The 15,260-nt window shown below is 63.4% G+C and carries 15 protein-coding genes; 5 read left to right on the top strand and 10 right to left on the bottom strand.

Annotated elements, in window-relative coordinates; all coding sequences use genetic code 11:
• Positions 1-71 precede the first annotated feature (71 nt).
• Together folE and ACJ8IN_RS08450 are read right to left on the bottom strand one after the other, a co-directional pair.
• Complete coding sequence (gene folE, locus ACJ8IN_RS08455) at positions 72-737, bottom strand: GTP cyclohydrolase I FolE (protein ID WP_004938969.1); 666 nt, start codon at positions 735-737, stop codon at positions 72-74.
• A 244-nt stretch (positions 738-981) separates the two neighbouring features.
• Positions 982-2,139, bottom strand: a complete 1,158-nt coding sequence (locus ACJ8IN_RS08450; RefSeq protein ID WP_060421500.1) for a YbfB/YjiJ family MFS transporter — start codon at positions 2,137-2,139, stop codon at positions 982-984.
• Positions 2,140-2,244: 105 nt separating this feature from the next.
• Here ACJ8IN_RS08450 and ptrR point away from each other — a divergent pair, with 105 nt between their 5' ends.
• From ptrR to fghA, 3 genes are read left to right on the top strand one after another with little or no spacing between them, the layout of a single operon-like run.
• Positions 2,245-3,165: a putrescine utilization regulator PtrR gene (gene ptrR, locus ACJ8IN_RS08445; RefSeq protein WP_033654969.1), complete on the top strand. Its 921-nt coding sequence runs from the start codon at positions 2,245-2,247 to the stop codon at positions 3,163-3,165.
• Between the two features lie 30 nt (positions 3,166-3,195).
• Complete coding sequence (locus ACJ8IN_RS08440) at positions 3,196-4,320, top strand: S-(hydroxymethyl)glutathione dehydrogenase/class III alcohol dehydrogenase (RefSeq protein WP_060421497.1); 1,125 nt, start codon at positions 3,196-3,198, stop codon at positions 4,318-4,320.
• Between the two features lie 14 nt (positions 4,321-4,334).
• Positions 4,335-5,177 (top strand): S-formylglutathione hydrolase, encoded by an 843-nt coding sequence (fghA, locus tag ACJ8IN_RS08435; protein ID WP_015377214.1) that lies wholly within the window; start codon positions 4,335-4,337, stop codon positions 5,175-5,177.
• Positions 5,178-5,216: 39 nt separating this feature from the next.
• Here fghA and ACJ8IN_RS08430 read toward each other — a convergent pair whose 3' ends face one another.
• The 8 genes from ACJ8IN_RS08430 to ACJ8IN_RS08395 form a co-directional block, all read right to left on the bottom strand.
• Positions 5,217-5,531, bottom strand: a complete 315-nt coding sequence (locus ACJ8IN_RS08430; RefSeq protein WP_019454426.1) for a CcdB family protein — start codon at positions 5,529-5,531, stop codon at positions 5,217-5,219.
• A gap of 2 nt (positions 5,532-5,533) precedes the next feature.
• On the bottom strand, positions 5,534-5,770 hold the full coding sequence (locus ACJ8IN_RS08425) for a type II toxin-antitoxin system CcdA family antitoxin (RefSeq protein WP_029988820.1): 237 nt from the start codon (positions 5,768-5,770) through the stop codon (positions 5,534-5,536).
• Positions 5,771-5,876: 106 nt separating this feature from the next.
• Positions 5,877-6,785, bottom strand: a complete 909-nt coding sequence (gsiD, locus tag ACJ8IN_RS08420; RefSeq protein ID WP_049233469.1) for a glutathione ABC transporter permease GsiD — start codon at positions 6,783-6,785, stop codon at positions 5,877-5,879.
• 9 nt (positions 6,786-6,794) lie between these two features.
• Positions 6,795-7,715 (bottom strand): glutathione ABC transporter permease GsiC, encoded by a 921-nt coding sequence (gene gsiC, locus ACJ8IN_RS08415; RefSeq protein WP_060427963.1) that lies wholly within the window; start codon positions 7,713-7,715, stop codon positions 6,795-6,797.
• Between the two features lie 52 nt (positions 7,716-7,767).
• Complete coding sequence (gene gsiB / locus ACJ8IN_RS08410) at positions 7,768-9,303, bottom strand: glutathione ABC transporter substrate-binding protein GsiB (RefSeq protein ID WP_308325560.1); 1,536 nt, start codon at positions 9,301-9,303, stop codon at positions 7,768-7,770.
• A 23-nt stretch (positions 9,304-9,326) separates the two neighbouring features.
• On the bottom strand, positions 9,327-11,204 hold the full coding sequence (locus tag ACJ8IN_RS08405; RefSeq protein ID WP_161764241.1) for a dipeptide ABC transporter ATP-binding protein: 1,878 nt from the start codon (positions 11,202-11,204) through the stop codon (positions 9,327-9,329).
• Between the two features lie 19 nt (positions 11,205-11,223).
• Positions 11,224-12,180, bottom strand: coding sequence for an isoaspartyl peptidase/L-asparaginase family protein (locus ACJ8IN_RS08400; protein WP_033654974.1), 957 nt, complete (start codon positions 12,178-12,180; stop codon positions 11,224-11,226).
• Positions 12,181-12,537: 357 nt separating this feature from the next.
• Entirely contained in the window at positions 12,538-13,074 is a 537-nt protein-coding gene (locus ACJ8IN_RS08395) for a DUF924 family protein (RefSeq protein WP_033646798.1), read from the bottom strand.
• 157 nt (positions 13,075-13,231) lie between these two features.
• On the opposite strand from ACJ8IN_RS08395, the gene moeA reads away from it, so the two are divergent.
• A complete protein-coding gene (gene moeA / locus ACJ8IN_RS08390) occupies positions 13,232-14,470 on the top strand; it encodes a molybdopterin molybdotransferase MoeA (protein WP_308325558.1) in 1,239 nt (412 codons plus the stop codon).
• Between the two features lie 2 nt (positions 14,471-14,472).
• Positions 14,473-15,228, top strand: a complete 756-nt coding sequence (gene moeB / locus ACJ8IN_RS08385; RefSeq protein ID WP_047568531.1) for a molybdopterin-synthase adenylyltransferase MoeB — start codon at positions 14,473-14,475, stop codon at positions 15,226-15,228.
• The last annotated feature ends 32 nt before the right edge of the window (positions 15,229-15,260 follow it).

The following is a 15,260-nucleotide window of genomic DNA, read 5'->3' as shown; positions in this document are numbered from 1 at the left end:
GCTGTCTTCCGCTCATGAAAAAGGCGCCCGCAGGCGCCTGTTGTCGTCGTGCGGGTCGCCCCGCAACGCCATCACCCCTGGTGATGACGCACCGCGCGCAGGAACTCCTGGCGGGTATTCTGGCTGGACTTGAACAGCCCCCCCAACGAAGTGGTGGTGGTGGCGCTGGTCGCGTCGCGGATGCCGCGCGCCTTGACACAATAATGGACCGCATCGATCGATACCGCCACGTTATTGGTGCCGAGCAGGGTCTGCAACGCCACCAGGATCTGCTGGGTCAGGCGCTCTTGCACCTGCGGACGCTGGGAGAAGAACTGCACGATGCGGTTAATCTTCGACAGGCCGATCACCGAGTCTTTCGGGATATAGGCCACGGTGGCCTTGCCGTCGATGGTCACGAAGTGGTGTTCGCAGGTGCTGGTCAGCGTGATATCGCGCACCGTCACCATCTCATCCACCTTCATCTTGTTCTCGATAACGGTGATTTTCGGGAAGTTGGCGTAGTCCAGCCCGGAGAAGATCTCGTCGACATACATTTTGGCGATGCGATGTGGCGTCTCCGCCAGGCTGTCATCAGACAGATCGAGGTTCAGCAGCTGCATGATTTCGGTCATGTGCTCTTTGATGCGGCGCTTGCGCGTTTCGCGATCCAGCACTTCCCCGCGCAGCGGCGTCTCCAGACCACGCTCTTCCAGCGCCGCATGCACCAGCGCGGCTTCTTTACTTAATGATGTCATGTATTTGTTCTCCTGCGGACGGAACCCGCCGGCGGCCTGGTAGGGCGTGCGGCCGGCGAATTGCTTGCTCTCGTGACGGCAGAGTTTTCGTGGTGGATAACGTGAACCCGGTCAAGATTTTGCCCCCACTGTAGATGAGAGCGCGGCGATTATCCAGTGATAGTGCTTCATCCGCAGGTGAAATATTCGCATTTAGCACAATCAGGCCGGCTGCGGGATTCCACGCTTTTTGTATGGATTTCAATCACCGCATCGCCGTTTTTTGCGCCAACCGCCGCGCCGGGGTATTCACCACCAGCGCACCGGCCACCAACAGCGCCGCCACCGCCACGTACAGCGCCGGTTCCAGCCGATGGGTCAAGGCGGTCGACAGCGCCGACAGCATCGGCCCGACCAGTTGGCCGATCGCATAACCGGTGGTCAGCAATCCGGCCATGTAACGCGCATGGCGCGGCGCCAGTTCACGGCCGTGCTGAAGGGCGAGCTGCACCACGCAGAGGAAGCCGCCGCCGGTCAGCAACGCCCCCAACGCCAGGCCGGCCACGCCCGGCACCACTTCGGCGCTCAGCACGCCCAGCGCCTGTATCCACAGCGTGATCGCCAACCGGGTCTGGGTAGTGAGCCGATGGCGGGTCAAAATGCCGATAACGATCCCCAGCACCGCCGCGCCGCCGAACACCGGCCAGACGAACTGCGCGAACAGGCTGCCGGGAAAACGCGCCGCCGCCATCTGCGACAAGAACGTCGCCGGCAGGATGTAGCCGAACCCGGCCAGGCTGTAGCTCCACACCAGGCGTTTGAGCGCCGGCGTCAGCAGCAGCGGCTCCGGGGCCACGTCCGGGCGATGCAGCTCGCCGCTGCGCGGCAGAAAGGCGCTAATCGCCCCCACCAACGCCAGCGCCGGCACGCCATACACCAGCCAGGCCTGCGCCGCCGTCAGCCCCAGCGTGTTGATGCCCACCGCCAGCATGCCGCTGAGGAAGATACCGGCGCCCGGCCCGGCGAACACCGCCGCGCTCAGCGCCGGCCGGCCGTAGTGCGCCAACCGCTCATTGGTCCAGGCCGCCACCAGCACCATCGCCCAGCCGCTGGCCCAGCCGATGACGAAGCGCAGCGCGCCGTGCGTCCATTCATCCTGCGCCAGCGCCGACAGCAGCGTCAGCGCCACCGCGCCCCACACGCCAAGCCACAGGCGCCGCTCGACGTGGCGCGTGGCGCGCATCGCGTCGTAGGCGCCGCACAGGTAGCCCAAATAGTTGATCGCCGCCACCAGCCCGGCGCCGGTCAGGCTGAACTGGTGTTCCGCGATCATCAGCGGCACCTGGGGAGTGAAAGCGAAGCGGCCAATGCCCATCGCGACGATCAGTGCGGCAAAACCGCTCAAGGCAATACGTAAAGCCATATCGGTATCCAAAAGGTTAAAAGAAAGTTGCCAGTATCATGCCGCAGTATTAAACTCACAAAAACTGAATAATAGTTATCAAGTTCATCACGAAACGAGAATATTATGGATCTGACCCAGCTTCGCATGTTCTGCTGCGTGGCGGAAACCGGCTCGGTCGCCCGCGCCGCCGAGCAGTTGCACCGCGTGCCGTCGAATTTGACCACCCGGCTGCGCCAGCTCGAACAGGAGCTGGGCGCCGATCTGTTTATCCGCGAAAAACAGCGCCTGCGCCTGTCGCCGATGGGCCATAACTTTCTGTGCTACGCCAACCGCATCCTGGCGCTGAGCGACGAGGCGATGAGCATCACCCACGCCGGCGAACCGGCGGGCAACTTCGCCCTCGGCTCGATGGAGAGCACCGCCGCTACCCGCCTGCCCTCGCTGCTGGCGGCTTACCACCAGCGCTTCTCGCAGGTTTCGCTGTCGCTGACCACCGGCACCTCCGGCGAAATCGCCGATCGGGTGCGCGCCGGCACGCTGGCCGCGGCGCTGGTCGACGGCCCGGTACCTTATGACGAGTTGAACGGCTGTATCGCCTATCCTGAACATATGGTGGTGATCTCCTGTCTCGATCACGCGCCGATCCACAGCGCCAAAGACGCCAACGGCGAAACGCTGTTCGCCTTTCGCGCCAGCTGCTCCTACCGCCTACGGCTGGAGGCCTGGTTCAAGCGCGAAGGCGCGCGGCCGGGGCAAATTATGGAAATCCAGTCCTATCACGCCATGCTGGCCTGCGTCGCCAGCGGCGCCGGGCTGGCGATGATCCCGCATTCGGTGCTGAGCCTGCTGCCGGGCCATGAGCGGGTCCGGGTTCACCCCCTGCCGCCGGACGTGGCCGACACCGCCACCTGGTTGCTGTGGCGCCGCGACGCGTTCGGGCCGAACGTGCGCGCGCTGAAAGAGTTGATTATTGAACAGACGGAAACCGCCGCTGTTGATGAAAGCACCCCCAACGATTTATCAGACGTTGTCGATATCGCCTGATTTAAAAAGAAAACCACTGAGGAGACTATGATGGAGATGATCAAAACCCGCGCCGCCGTTGCCTGGGGCCCGAACCAGCCGCTGAAGATCGAAGAAGTCGAGCTGATGCCACCGCAAAAAGGCGAAGTGCTGGTGCGGATCGTCGCCACCGGCGTTTGTCACACTGACGCCTACACCCTGTCCGGCAAAGATCCGGAAGGCGTGTTCCCGGCGATCCTCGGCCACGAGGGCGGCGGCGTGGTGGAAGCGGTCGGTGAAGGCGTCACCAGCGTGGCGGTCGGCGATCACGTGATCCCGCTCTACACCCCGGAGTGCGGCGAGTGCAAATTCTGTAAATCCGGCAAGACCAACCTGTGCCAAGCGATCCGCGCCACCCAGGGCAAAGGGCTGATGCCGGACGGCACCACCCGCTTCTTCAAAGATGGCAAGCCGATCTTCCACTACATGGGCACCTCCACCTTCTCCGAATACACCGTGGTGCCGGAGATTTCACTGGCGAAAATCAACAAGGAAGCGCCGCTGGAAGAAGTGTGCCTGCTGGGCTGTGGCGTCACCACCGGCATGGGTGCGGTGATGAACACCGCCAAAGTGCAGCCGGGCGACACCGTGGCGATCTTCGGTCTGGGCGGCATCGGCCTGTCGGCGATTATCGGCGCGCAGATGGCCGGCGCGGGCCGCATCATCGGCATCGACATCAACACCAGCAAGTTCGATCTGGCGCGCAAGCTGGGCGCTACCGATCTGATCAACCCGAAAGACTATGACAAGCCGATTCAGGACGTGATCGTCGAGCTGACCGACGGCGGCGTCGACTTCTCCTTCGAGTGCATCGGCAACGTCAACGTGATGCGTTCCGCGCTGGAGTGCTGCCACAAGGGCTGGGGTGAATCGGTGATCATCGGCGTCGCGGGCGCGGGCGAAGAGATCTCGACCCGTCCGTTCCAACTGGTCACCGGCCGCGTCTGGCGCGGTTCGGCGTTCGGCGGCGTCAAGGGCCGTTCGCAGCTGCCGGGCATCGTCGAGCGCTATCTGGGCGGCGAATTCGCGCTGAACGACTTTATCACCCATACCATGGGGCTGGAGCAGATCAACGAAGCGTTCGATTTGATGCACGAAGGCAAATCGATCCGTTCCGTCATCCACTTCGACCAATAAGCCAGGAGGCAGAGATGACGTTGTCATTGGAACTTCTCGAAGAGCACCGCATGTTCGGCGGCTGGCAGCAGCGCTATCGCCACGCGGCGCAGAGCCTGAATTGCAACATGACATTCAGCATCTACCTGCCGCCGCCGCGCGATGACAACCCGCCGCCGGTGCTGTACTGGCTGTCGGGGCTGACCTGCAACGACGAGAACTTCACGTTGAAAGCCGGCGCGCAGCGCATCGCCGCCGAGCTGGGTCTGGTGCTGGTGATGCCGGACACCAGCCCGCGTGGCGACGAAGTGCCGAACGACGAAGGCTACGATCTGGGCCAGGGCGCCGGGTTCTACCTGAACGCCACCCAGGCGCCGTGGGATCGCCATTTCCGCATGTACGACTACATCAGCGCCGAACTGCCGGCGCTGATCGAACAGCACTTCAGCGTCAGCGATCGTCAGTCGATCTTCGGCCACTCGATGGGCGGCCACGGCGCGCTGATGATGGCGTTTCGCAATCCGCAGCGCTTCCGCTCGGTATCGGCGTTCGCGCCGATCGTTAACCCGTGCCAGGTGCCGTGGGGTCGCAAGGCGTTCACCGCCTATCTGGGCAGCGACGAAAGCCAGTGGCTGCAGTACGACAGCTGCCATCTGCTGGCCAGCGGCGCGGAAAAAATGCCGGTCCTTATCGACCAGGGCGACGACGACCAGTTCCTGGCCGATCAGCTGCAGCCGGCGCGGTTAGCCGAGCTGGCGCGCCAGCGCGACTGGCCGCTGACGCTGCGCATTCAGCCGGGGTACGATCACAGCTACTTCACCATCGCCACCTTCGTGGAAGATCACCTGCGCTTCCACGCCGAGCACCTGTTCCGCTGATAAAAAAATCCGGGCGGTTATTAAAGCGCCCGGATTTCTTCAAATACCGTCAAGAAGAAAGTCGATGGCGGCTTTTATCCTGGTCCGATACTGGGAAACATCACAAAACTCGGCCCCCAAAGCCCGAACCGGGATGCTGGCCATTTCATATGTCATCACGGCGTACTCGTTGTCATCAATCAATCTGATCAACGGGATCAAGCGTTCCGGTCGCGTACTCCCCGGGTATTTTTCAACGGGCAACAAAGGGATCACAACTCGACGATTTAATTGCCCAATGATATCGCTCGTCACATCAAGCAGCAGGGGATAAACCGCGCTGTTCCCCCTATTCGCATACACCGTAAATTGCATCGCTAAAACGTCCTGTATTCGTCGCTAAAGCAACCATGCTCATCATTAAATCGGTTAAGCGCTTCAAGCGCCTCTCGGTTTTCTTCCTGCCATTTTATCCTCTCATGCTGACGTAACTCAGCATCTAAAGCAGCAGTTAGCGTCGCGCTGAGATTAATCCCCGCCTCACGCGCACGGCTCAACAAACTGCGTTCCAGCGTCATGGTCACACTTTGCGTCGTTCGTTGTTTTACTGGCATCGGCACCTCTCTCACTCATTTTCGTGCAAACAACACGGTTTATTGAACGATAGTAGCATTGAGACGTCATTTGAGCCCGTTCAAATATGCGCCATACGTTAAAGCATCATCCCTTCAGCTTAGGATCCAGCGCGTCGCGCAATCCGTCGCCCAACAGGTTGAACGCCAGCACGGTAATGAATATCGCCAGACTGGGGAAGATCGCCACGTGCGGCGCGATCACCATATCGGCGCGCGCTTCGTTGAGCATCGCCCCCCACTCCGGCGTCGGCGGCTGGGCGCCCAGGCCCAGAAACGACAGGCTGGCGGCGGTGATGATCGAGGTGCCGATGCGCAGGGTAAAATAGACCACGATCGAAGACAGAGTGCCCGGCAGAATGTGCCGCAGGATGATGGTCCAGTCCGAGGCGCCGATGCTGCGCGCCGATTCGATATAGGTCAGGTGCTTCAGCACCAGCGTATTGCCGCGCACCAGGCGGGCGAAGGCCGGAATGCTGAAGATCGCCACCGCGACGATCACGTTGGCCATGCCGCTGCCCATGATCGCCACCACGCCGATCGCCAGCAGAATGCCGGGAAACGCGAACAGCACATCGCAGACGCGCATGGTGAGGCGATCCCACCAGCCCTCATAGTAGCCGGCCAGCAGCCCCAGCAGGGTGCCGATCGCCCCGCCCGCCAGCACCGAGAACACCCCGGCCGCCAGCGAAATGCGCGTGCCCATCAGGATGCGGCTGAAGATATCGCGCCCGAGAGAATCCACGCCCAGCCAGTGCATCAGCGAAGGCCCCTCGTTCAGCCGATCGTAATCGAAATAGTTTTCCGCATCGAACGGTGCCAGATAAGGCGCCAGCAGCGCCGCCGCAATCAGCAGCAGCACCAACAGACCGGCGACCAGCGCCGCCCGCTGGCGGCGAAAACGCCGCCAAAACTCGCTCCACGGCGTGCGTACCGCGTTGGGATCGATAAGCGGCATCGCCTTCAGTGCGGCGTTGCGCCGCCAATGCTTAATCATGCCGCGTCCTCATTGATAACGAATCGCCGGGTTAATCGCCGCGTACAGCATATCCACCAGCAGGTTGATCAGAATGAATTCCAGCGAGAACAGCAGCACCTCGGCCTGGATCACCGGATAATCGCGCATCTCCACCGAGTCCACCAGCAACCGCCCCAACCCCGGCCAGTTGAACACCTTCTCCACCACGATCGAACCGCCGAGCAGGAAGCCGAACTGCAGCCCCATCATGGTCACCACCGGGATCATCGCGTTGCGCAGGCCGTGTTTCATCACCACCACGCTTTCCCGCACGCCCTTGGCGCGCGCGGTGCGCATGTAGTCTTCCTGCAGCACCTCGACGAACGAAGCGCGGGTGAAACGCGCCATCACCGCCGCCACCGCCGCCCCCAGGGTGATCGAAGGCAGAATGTAGTGTTGCCAGCTGTCGGCGCCCACCGTCGGCAGCCACCCCAGTTCGACCGAGAACACCTGCATCAGCAGCATGCCGAGCGCAAAGGCCGGGAACGAGATCCCCGACACCGCCAGCGTCATGCCGAGGCGATCCGGCCAACGGTTGCGCCACACCGCCGACACCACGCCGATCGCCAGGCCGAACGCCACCGCCCACAGCATGCTGGTGACGGTCAGCCAAAAGGTCGGCATAAAGCGCGAGGCGATCTCTTCGCTCACCGGGCGCTTGGACACCATCGAGATGCCGAAGTCGCCCCGCAGCGCGTTGACGAAGAAGTGTGCGAACTGCTGCGGCAGCGGCTGATCCAGCCCCAAATCCTTGCGCACCAGCTGCACCACCGCCTCGTCGGCCTCCGGCCCCGCCGCCAGCCGCGCCGGATCGCCCGGCAGCAGGTGGACGAACAGGAACACCAGCACCGCCACGATCAGCAGCGTCGGGATCAGGCCCAGCAGTCGTTTCAGAAAATAATTGAGCATCTCATTCCTTCCCCCGCCCGCCGCCGCTTGGCCGCAGGCGGGGATGGGCGCCTTATTTCAGATCGGCGTTATCAAAGTTGAACGAGGTATCCGGCATCACGTAGAAACCGCTCAGCTGTTTGCTGTTGGCCGACAACAGACGTTCGGTCGCCAGGAAGATCCAGGGCGCATCGGCCCAAATGCGATCCTGCGCGTCCTGATACAGCTTCTGCTTCTCGGCGCGATCGGTGGTCGCCAGCGCGTCGGTCAGATCCTTATCCACCTGAGGGTTGCTGTAGAACGCGGTGTTGAACTGCTTCGGCGGCGCCGCCTGGGTGGAGAACAGCGGCGACAGCGCCCAGTCCGCTTCCCCGGTCGAGGCCGACCAGCCGGTGTAGAACAGCCGCACGCCGGTGTCTTTCACCCCGACGCTCTCCACCTGCGCCGCACGCTGCCCGGCATCCATCGCCGTCACCGTCACTTTCACCCCCACCTGCGCCAGCTGCTGCTGGGTGAACTGCAGCACCTTCTGCGCGGTGCTGTGGTTGTGGGAAGACCACAGCGTGGTGGTGAAGCCGTTCGGGTAGCCGGCCTCTTTCAGCAGCTCGCGCGCCTTGGCCGGATCGTACGGCCACGGCTTATAGCGGGCGGCGAAGTCAATGGCCGGCGGCACCGGCCCTTCCGCCGGCACCGCGTACCCGGCGAACGCCACTTTGATCAGCGCGTCCTTGTTGATGGCATAGTTCAGCGCCTGGCGCACCTTCGGGTTGTCGAACGGCTTCTGAGTGACGTTCATGCTGATGTAACGCTGCAGGATCGACGGCGCGGCCACCACGTCCAGCTTGGCGTTGCCTTCCAGCACCTTGGCCTGCTCGTAAGGGATCGGGAAGGCGAAGGTCGCCTCGCCGGTTTGCAGCATCGCCGCGCGGGTGTTGTTATCCACCACCGGGCGCCAGGTGATGCTGTCGAGCTTCGGCAGCCCCGGCTGCCAGTAGCCGTCGAACTTCTTCACCTTGACGAAATCGGTCTGGTTCCAGGTGACGAATTGATACGGCCCGGTGCCGACCGGGTGGAAACCGATCTCCTTGCCGTATTGCTTCAGCGCCGCCGGCGAGATGATCGCCGCCGCCGGGTGCGCCAGGTTGTTGACGAACGCCGAGAACGGCGCTTTCAGCACGATCTTCACCGTATTGGCGTCCACCGCTTCGGTTTTGTCGATCATCTTGAACAGGTTGTAGCGCTTGAGGTGGCTGTCCGGGTTGCTGGCGCGATCGAGGTTTACCTTCACCGCCTCGGCGTTGAACGCGGTACCGTCGTGGAATTTAATCCCCTGGCGCAGTTTGACGGTGTAGGTCAGGCCGTCTTTGCTGACCTCATAGCTGTCCGCCAGCACGTTCACCAGCTTCATGTCCTTGTCGAAGCCGAACAGCCCCTGATAGAAAGACTTGGCCACCGCCTGCGACAGCGTATCGTTGGCGTCGTAAGGATCGAGGATGGTGAAGTTGGAGGCCACGGCGATCACCGCGTCCTTCGCCGCCCAGACCGGGCCGGCTCCCGCCGCCAGCAGTACGGCGGCCAACAGCGCATTGCGTTTGAATGTGTGCTTCATGTCGCTTGTCTCTCCTGAGGTCTTTAAAAAGCACCGGCGATCGGGTGGCGGGCGACAAAGTGCTCGGCGCCAACCTGCACCAGCGGTGCGGTAACGGGTTCATCGCCCAGCGCGCGCACCGGGCTCGGGATCTCATCGGCCGGCAGTGGCTGCCGTTTGTGGGCATGAGCGGGATCGGCCACCGGCACCGCCGTCATCAGTTTGCGGGTGTAAGGGTGCTGCGGGTTGTCGAACACCGCCTGCCGCGGGCCGATCTCGACGATCTGCCCGAGGTACATCACCGCCACCCGGTGGCTGATGCGTTCCACCACCGCCATGTCGTGTGAAATGAACAGAAAAGCGATGCCGAACTCGCGCTGCAGGTCGAGCAGCAGATTGACGATCTGCGCCTGAATCGACACGTCCAGCGCCGACACCGCCTCGTCGGCGATCACCACTTTCGGGTTCAGCGCCAGCGCGCGCGCGATGCAGATGCGCTGGCGCTGGCCGCCGGAAAATTCGTGCGGGTAGCGGCGCGCATGCTCCGGCAGCAGGCCGACGCGCTCCAGCAGCCAGGCCACCCGTTGCTCCGCCTCGCGGCCGCGCATCACGTTATGCACCAGCAGCGGCTCCATGATGGAAAAACCGACCGTCAGGCGCGGATCAAGCGAAGCGTATGGATCCTGAAAGATGAACTGAATATCGCGCCGCAGGTGCTGCAGCGCCGGCCCCTTCAACTGATCTATCCGCCGCCCGGCGAAGGTGATGGTGCCGCTCTGGCTGTCCACCAGCTTCAGCAAAGAGCGCCCGGTGGTGGACTTGCCGCAGCCGGACTCGCCCACCAGCCCCAGCGTCTCGCCGGGGTAAAGATCGAAACTGACGTTTTCCACCGCGTGCACCCGGCGAGTAACCCGATTGAACAACCCGCCGCGCAGATCAAAACGCGTGACCAGATGCTCCACCTGCAGGATCGGCGCGGCGTCTGGCGGCACGGTATCCTGCGGCGCCGTATCCCCCTCGCCGCCCGGCAACGGAAACTTCGCCGGCAGCGGCCGATCGGCCATCGCCCCCAGCTTCGGCACCGCCGCCAACAGCGCCCGGGTATAGGCCTGCTGCGGCGCGGCGAACAGCTCGCGCACCCGATTTTGTTCCACCTGCTCGCCGCGGCGCATCACCAGCACCCGGTCGGCTATCTCCGCCACCACGCCCATGTCATGAGTGATGAAGATCACCCCCATCTGCATCTCCCGTTGCAGCACGCGGATCAGCTGCAGGATCTGCGCCTGAATGGTGACGTCGAGGGCGGTGGTGGGTTCATCGGCGATCAGCAGCGCCGGCTTGCAGGAGAGCGCCATGGCGATCATCACCCGCTGGCGCATGCCGCCGGAAAGCTGGTGCGGGTAGCGCCCCAGCACCTCTTTGGCCTCCGGAATACGCACCAGATCGAGCATGCGCAGCGCCTCTTGGCGCGCGCTGCGGCGATCCATGCCCTGATGCAGGCGCAGCGATTCGGCGATCTGCTCGCCGACCGGAAATACCGGGTTGAGCGAAGTCATCGGCTCCTGGAAGATCATCGCCATGTCGGCGCCGCGCACCGTGCGCAGCGTGCTCTGCGAGGCCTGCGCCAGATCGAGCAGCGCGCCGTCGCGCCGGCGCAGCGTCATGGCGCCGCTGACGATGCGCCCGCCGCCCTGCTCCACCAACCGCATCAGCCCCAGCGAAGTGACCGATTTGCCGGAGCCAGACTCGCCGACGATCGCCAGCGTCTCGCCGCGATCGAGATCGAACGACAGGTTGCGCACCGCTTCTACGGCGCCGTCCGGTTGAGGAAAGCTGATGCTCAGATCGCGCACCGTCAGCACCCGCTGCGGCGGCAATGACGGCCCGCCGCTGGCTGCGGGTCGAAGTAAAACGTCGGTCATGCACCCTCCCGGTGAACGCTTAGCGGTAAATCCCGACGGACGGCGCATCGCCGACATAGCCAAAACCGCGATACATCCCCTCGCAGTTGAACGGCAGCGCGATATTGCCGTGGCGATCAACGGCGATCATGCCGCCGCTGCCGCCCAGTGCAGGCAGCTTCTCCATCACCACCCGATCGCTGGCCGCCTGCAGGCTCAGATCGCCGTATTCGATCAGGGCGGAAACATCATAGGCCGCCACGCCGCGCATGAAGATTTCGCCGGTGCCGGTGCTGGAAACCGCCACGGTGGCGTTGTTGGCATAGCAGCCGGCGCCGATAATCGGCGTGTCGCCTACCCGCCCGGCCTGCTTGTTGGTCATGCCACCGGTCGAAGTCGCGGCGGCGAGGTTGCCCAGCGCATCCAGCGCCACCGCGCCGACGGTGCCGAATTTGCGATCGGGATCGAGCGGATCGCCGGCCTGCGCCGCGCCGTCGTGATCGAGCAATACCCGGCCCTGCTCCGCCTGGGCGCGGTGCAGCTGATCGAAACGTTCTTGGGTAAAGAAGAAGTCAGGGGTAACCATTTCCAGGCCGTGGGCGGCGGCAAACTTCTCGGCGCCTTCGGCGGCAAACAGCACGTGTTCGCTGTTTTCCAGCACCGCGCGCGCCGCCAGCACCGGGTTGCGGATGCGGCTGACGCCGGCGACGGCGCCGGCATCGCAGGTGCGGCCGTCCATCACGCAGGCGTCCAGTTCGTGAGTGCCCTGATGGGTAAACACCGAGCCTTTGCCGGCGTTGAACAGCGGGCACTCTTCGAGCAGCCGCACCGCTTCGGTCACCGCGTCCAGCGCGCTGCCGCCCTGGGCCAGTATCGCCTGCCCGGCGGTCACGATCTCGGACAGCGCCTGGATATACTGCCGTTCTTTTTCCGCACTCAGCGCCGCCCGGGTAATTGCGCCCGCGCCGCCATGAATGGCAATCACTGGTTTGCTCATTTGCCTGACACCCTGTGTTAATCCCGCCGTTGCGCAGCGAATAAGCTGAGCGCGGTATCATTATTATTCAGTCTTTTTCGACTCTATTTAGTCCTACAGTGGAAGTACAGCATAACGTCCACGTCCCGCTTTTAGCGTAGTCCGCTTAGACCGTTTCGCACCTTGAAATAGCTTATTGGAATAAAAACAGCAGGTTATAAAAAGCCGTAAACCGCCGATCGTACGGCCGAGATTATTGGTAATTCCGCGTGCGGAAATAGCGGCATGGCGTAAGGAAATAAACGTTCGCGCTGAATAACGCTTATTGCGGCGCCCGGCCTGCTGTTTTTTCCCCGGCCGGGCGCAGATGATCCGAGATTAAAAACCCGATCCGGGCTGCTGTAAAAAAGCCTCTTCTTCCGGCGTGCTGGTGCGCCCCAATATCGCATTGCGATGCGGGTAGCGGCCGAAACGATCGATGATCGCCTTGTGCCGAAGCTCGAACTCCAGCTGGTCGCCGTTATTGAGCTCGGTGTACAGCACCAGCGCCTGCTGGTGGATTAGCGGCGATTCCGAATGCATGAACGGCAGATAAAGGAAACCGCGCTGCTCGCGACTCAGCCGCTCGCACTCGCCGCTGCGGATCGCCTCCTGCGCCAGGATCAACGCCATGCCGTCGCAGGCGAACGACTGCGGTGTGCCGCGGAACAGGTTGCGGCTGAACTGATCGAGCACGATCACCTCCGCCAGCCGCCCCTCGATGGTGTCGCGCCAGTGCGCCAACTCCCCCGCCGCCGCCGCGCGCCAGATTTCGCCGAAACGGCTGTGCAGCAGACGATCGAAATCGTCGTCCTTTTTGAACCACATGATCGGTTCGATCTCGTCGAACCAGAAGTCGATAACCTGTTTATGCATCATGATTCTCCTCTGTTTTACGCAGTTTATACCCGATCGCCCCAGCGCCGCAGTGCGAAAGATGACGGGCATAACCCGTTCTCCCCCCCGGCGTTCTCTGCCATAATACCCGCACTTTGTCGCTATTTTAGCGCACCCTGATTACGGAGTTCCCTTTATGGATCATTGCCATACTTCCGATCTCATTTCCCTGGAGCAAGCGCTGGAAAAAATGCTCGGGCAGATCGCCCCGCTGCAGCAGACCGAATCCATCGCGCTGACCGCCGCCGCCGGCCGCATCACCGCCGCGCCGGTGGTCTCACCGCTCGACGTGCCGCCGTTCGCCAACTCGGCGATGGACGGCTATGCTGTGCGCCTCGCCGATCTGGCGGCCAATGCGCCGCTGCCGGTCGCCGGTAAGGCCTTCGCCGGTGCGCCGTTCGACGGCCAATGGCCGGCCAACAGCTGCGTGCGCATCATGACCGGCGCGCCGATCCCGGCCGGGGCGGACGCGGTAGTGATGCAGGAGCAGGCCGAGGTGAGCGACCAGGGCGTGCGTTTTTCCGCGCCGGTTGAAGCCAGCCAGAATATCCGTCTGGCGGGTGAAGACATTCGCCGCGGCGCGAGCGTGTTGCCGGCCGGCGTGAAGCTGGGCGCCGCGCAGCTGCCGCTGCTGGCTTCGCTTGGCGTCGCCGAGGTGCAGGTGATGCGTAAGCTGAAGGTGGCGGTGTTCTCCACCGGCGACGAACTGCAGCCGGTCGGCCAGCCGCTGCAGGCGGGCCAAATCTACGACACCAACCGCTTCGCGGTGCGCCTGATGCTGGAGCAGATGGGCTGTGAAGTGCTCGATCTCGGCATTATCCGCGACGATCGCGATGCACTGCGCGACGCCTTCACACAGGCAGGCAGCCAGGCCGACGTGGTCATCAGCAGCGGCGGCGTTTCGGTCGGCGAAGCCGACTACACCAAACAAATGCTCGACGAACTGGGCCAGGTCAGCTTCTGGAAGCTGGCGATCAAACCCGGCAAACCCTTCGCCTTCGGCAAACTGGGCCACGCCTGGTTCTGCGGCCTGCCGGGCAACCCGGTTTCCGCCGCCCTGACCTTCTACCAACTGGTGCAACCGCTGCTGGCGAAGCTGGCCGGCCACAGCGACTGGCGCCTGCCGCCGCGCCTGCGCGCACGGGCGCTGACCCCGCTGAAGAAATCGCCGGGCCGCCTCGATTTCCAGCGCGGCGTGTTCAGCAGCAACGCCGCGGGCGAACTGGAGGTCAGCACCACCGGCCACCAGGGCTCGCACGTCTTCAGCTCTTACAGCCAGGGCAACTGCTTCATCGTGCTGGAGCGCGAACGCGGTTCGGTGGCGGTAGGCGAAACGGTTGATATAGAGCCGTTCAACGCCCTACTGAGGAGCTGAGCATGCTGCCGGAATTGACCGACGCCGAAGCGCTGCGCTACAACCGCCAGATCGTGCTGCGCGGCTTTGACTTCGACGGCCAGGAGAAGCTGAAGGCCGCCCGCGTACTGATCGCCGGGCTGGGCGGGCTGGGCTGCGCCGCCGCGCCATATCTGGCAGCGGCCGGCGTCGGCCATCTGGTGCTGGTGGATTTCGACACCGTCTCGCTCTCCAACCTGCAGCGCCAGATCCTGCACCGCGACGATCGCATCGGCCAGAGCAAGGTCGCCTCCGCCAGGCAGGAACTGAGCGCCATCAACCCGCATATCCGCATCGACGCGATCGACGGCCGTTTGGAAGATGACACGGTCGCGGCAGAGATCGCCGCCTGCGATCTGGTGCTGGACTGCACCGACAACGTGGCGGCGCGCGACGCCCTGAATCGCCTGTGCCACGCGCAGCAGAGGCCGCTGGTTTCCGGTGCGGCGATCCGCATGGAAGGCCAGCTCAGCGTGTTCACCTATCAGCCGGGCGAGCCCTGCTACCGCTGCCTGAGCCGGCTGTTCGGCGACAGCGCCCTCACCTGCGTCGAAGCGGGCGTGATGGCGCCGCTGGTCGGCACTATCGGCACCCTGCAGGCGATGGAAGCCATCAAGCTGCTGGCCGACTATGGTCAGCCGCTGCGCGGCAAGCTGTTGATGTTCGATGCGATGAGCATGCAGTTCCGGGAGATGAAACTGCCGAAGGATCCGCACTGCGAGGTGTGCGGCGGGGAATGACGGATAAAAAAAGGGCGGGATAATTCCCGCCC

This window comes from Serratia sp. CY31944, from assembly GCF_052169175.1.
Lineage (GTDB): Bacteria > Pseudomonadota > Gammaproteobacteria > Enterobacterales > Enterobacteriaceae > Serratia > Serratia sarumanii.
The sequence above is the reverse complement of the archived record's forward strand: the minus strand, read 5'-3'. Positions and strand labels throughout refer to the sequence as shown.